Here is a 2,958-nt window from a genome sequence, read left to right as displayed (position 1 = left end):
TGGGACCTCCACCCCGACGACCCGACCGCCGCCCCCGGCCTCGACCTCGTCTCCCAGGCCGTCGCCTCCCTCCGCGACCGCCTCGACTCCTTCCTCAACGCCCGAGACGACCGCGCCCAGCTCGACGCCTCCCTCGGCCTCGACGCCGACGACCCGCCCGCCCTCCGGCTCCTCGAACGCTACGCCTCCGACGCCCGCCGCCAGTTCTCCCGCTGCCTCAACGAGTTACGCCGCCTCCAGTCCCTCGTCCCCGTCGCCCCGGCCTCCTCCTCCGCCCCCTCATCCCGGCCTCCCGGCCCCCGCCCCGACCGCTCTCGCCGCGAGCATCCCTCCTCCTCCGCCGCCTCCCCTCCCCCAGCCCCCTCCGAGCCTCCCGCCCCCGCTCCCACCTCCCCGCCCTCCCCTGCGCGAAACGAACCCATCCCCCGACCCTCTCCGCCCGCCCGTCCCTCGCTCCGCACCGTCCTCCCCGGCCCTTCCGCCCCCCTGAACCGCCGCGCCCGCCGCGCCCAGGCCGCCGCCGCCCGCCGCTCCTGACTCAAGTCGAGGCGTGCTTGGGCCAACGTTCGAGCCCACTTTTACTTATGGACAGAATTGAAAAAGAATCTTGACAGGTGCATAGTGCGACAATCTAATGCACGCAATGAGTCCCTACTGTCGGAACTCATGACTATGCATGGCAAATCCAGGAGCTTGTCACCATGATCCGTTTTGGAATTGCTCTCTCTCTCTCTCTCTGTTGGGCGTCATGACGATTGTTCCAACACTCGCTCAGTCTCCAGGGGATCCTGATCCGCCCGGACAGAGTTGCACGGCTTCGGCAAATTTTCTCAATGTGCCATTGGGTGGGCTGACCGGCTCCAAAGTCGAATATCTTGCGAATCGAAATGAAACCGCGCTGAGTCTTGCAAGTTCAATCAGGCTGAACTGTATGGCTGATGACGTTCAGGTATTTGAATGTAAGTTTTGCCGTGAATACATCTGGTGGCATTTGCCGCCAGGTGAAAATCAGGTCGATGTTGACACATGGAATGGTGAAAGTACTGCCCCATGTGACGAGAACGCCGCGCAGCCGAAGACCTTCAACTTCGAACGTCAGGAACAAGGAAATCTCGTTGGACATCATTATGTCCAATTTTTCGTGTACGAGGGGCCATGCGAAAAGCCTTATGGTCAGCAGCTTTTCGATCAAACAAAATTAATTGGTTCAATCCAGTGATTTGGAACGTGACTCGCTAAGCGGCGGTTTTTCCAAGTTAGAATTCAATAATTCCAGAAGCGAGGCTCAGCACATGCCTTGGAAGATGCCGGTTCGATTCGTATTGTTTTTCTCTCTCGGAATCGTGGTGACAGTGGGCAGTTTTGCCTACAGTCCCAGAACCTCGGGAAAGGAGGGGCTGGCCCCGGAGGACGCCTCATCGCGCGACCTGACCCTACGCGATGCCAACCCCTTGCCGGTCCCGGACGATTTTCATAGCGGGGTGACCGCCGGTTACGGAGGGGTGACGGGGACGGGCCCCATGCTCGTCACAAGCATGTTCCCGGGGCAGGTCGCCCTGGTCGGCAAGCGACAGTATCGGATGCCCGCCGATGCGGAGATCCGAGGCTACGCGGAACTCTATCCAGGGCGGGCCGGGTGTTGTGGCGATGGCGAGAAGCCCGAGCCAATCGCAAGCTATCGCACCAAGGGACAGTTCGTGCCGTCCATGCAACTCGTCAACGACGTCGTTCCCATCGGTTTCGACGCGTCTCCTGGGATCTATTTCGTTCGCTTCGGCGTCGAGGTCAAGTTCAAGGACGAATGGAAGTCGATGGCCAGCGCCTCGGCCGACATCATCGTTGAGTAACGGCGTGCTCGACCCTTGCCCGCTGATCACTCATCCTCCGATTCGCTCCGATCGCCGGGGTCGACCCGACCCCGGCCACCCTCTAAAATTTCTATTAAATTGTTAGTTCATGTCTATAAATCTCATGCTTTTATTCCTTTCTTGTTCCATCCGTGGCTCAAAAACCTTCCCCCTTCCAGATCCGATGCAACCTCCCCTTCAGCCCTTTCCCCGTCTCATTCCTCGCCCCGATCGGCCTCGACTCGAACCGTAGCCCCGCCCCGTTGAGCGCCGGCTCCAGGTCCTCGGTCGCCACCCGGTACGGGCCGGAGATCAGGGCCACCCCGTCCGGCGCGAGCATCGCCCGCAGCACCCCCACCACCAGCGGGATCAAGGGGCGTTCATACAGCACATCCGCCCCCAGGATCACCGGGTACGACGCCTCGGGCAGGTTCCGCCAGTCGAGCAGGGCCGTCTCGACCCGCCCCGGGCCGAACCCGTTGGCCCTGCCGCTCTGCTGGACGAACCGCAACGGCGCCCGGTCGTAATCGGTGAACACCACCCGATCGATCCCCGACGCCAGGCCGACCAGGCCGGACAGCCCCAGCCCGCATCCCAGCTCCAGCGCCTCGACCCCGCTGCCCCACCCTTCGGCCGCGACCGCCTCGGCCAGCAGGAACGCCCCGGGCCAGAGGAAGGCCCAGTACGGCATGTAATCATCCCTCGCGTTCCAGGCCAGCACCCTCGGGTCGTCCAGCAACCGCTCCGGCTCCGCCGGCCGCGCCAGCCGGATCGTCCTCCCCGCAATCTCCACCGTCGACACCGTCTCTGGCCCCTCGTATCGGGAATCCGGCTCGAACTCACCCACGCGATCCGCTCCTGCCACCCTTGCGGTTTCCCATGCACATCGCTGCCAACCGCCCTCGCCCCTCAGTCTAGCCGAAACCGATCATCTGCGGGTGTGAGTAGGAGTCGTACCGCTTCCGGTCGAACTCGGTGGGATCCGGGTGCCCCGGGTTCCGCACCGCGGACCCCGGGCCTGGAGGGCGGCAGGCCCATGCGACTCCGCCCGGGGTCCGCGGCGCGGAACCCGGGGCACCCGCCGAAACACCGTGAACCCACCGATTCAGAC

The 2,958-nt window shown here is 63.4% G+C and carries 3 protein-coding genes and 1 pseudogene; 3 read left to right on the top strand and 1 reads right to left on the bottom strand.

What is annotated here, in order from left to right:
- The 3 genes and pseudogenes from AB1L88_RS26815 to AB1L88_RS26805 all read left to right on the top strand — a co-directional run.
- Positions 1–537 (top strand): annotated as a pseudogene (locus AB1L88_RS26815) (hypothetical protein); the annotation flags it as partial.
- A gap of 139 nt (positions 538–676) precedes the next feature.
- Positions 677–1,219 carry a hypothetical protein gene (locus AB1L88_RS26810; RefSeq protein WP_367099793.1) on the top strand — a complete coding sequence of 181 codons (543 nt, stop codon included), beginning with the start codon at positions 677–679 and terminating at the stop codon, positions 1,217–1,219.
- A gap of 73 nt (positions 1,220–1,292) precedes the next feature.
- Positions 1,293–1,847: a hypothetical protein gene (locus tag AB1L88_RS26805; RefSeq protein ID WP_367099792.1), complete on the top strand. Its 555-nt coding sequence runs from the start codon at positions 1,293–1,295 to the stop codon at positions 1,845–1,847.
- A 157-nt stretch (positions 1,848–2,004) separates the two neighbouring features.
- On the opposite strand, the gene AB1L88_RS26800 is transcribed toward AB1L88_RS26805, so the two are convergent.
- Positions 2,005–2,694, bottom strand: a complete 690-nt coding sequence (locus tag AB1L88_RS26800) for a methyltransferase (RefSeq protein WP_367099791.1) — start codon at positions 2,692–2,694, stop codon at positions 2,005–2,007.
- Positions 2,695–2,958 lie beyond the last annotated feature (264 nt).

Source organism: Tautonia sp. JC769, assembly GCF_040717455.1.
GTDB lineage: Bacteria > Planctomycetota > Planctomycetia > Isosphaerales > Isosphaeraceae > Tautonia.
The sequence above is the reverse complement of the archived record's forward strand: the minus strand, read 5'-3'. Positions and strand labels throughout refer to the sequence as shown.

What these genes read in the sequence shown, in the direction of transcription:
- AB1L88_RS26810 (WP_367099793.1), top strand. Translation starts at nt 677, where the DNA reads ATGGCAAATCCAGGAGCTTGTCACCATGATCCGTTTTGGAATTGCTCT.
- AB1L88_RS26805 (WP_367099792.1), top strand. Translation starts at nt 1,293, where the DNA reads ATGCCTTGGAAGATGCCGGTTCGATTCGTATTGTTTTTCTCTCTCGGA.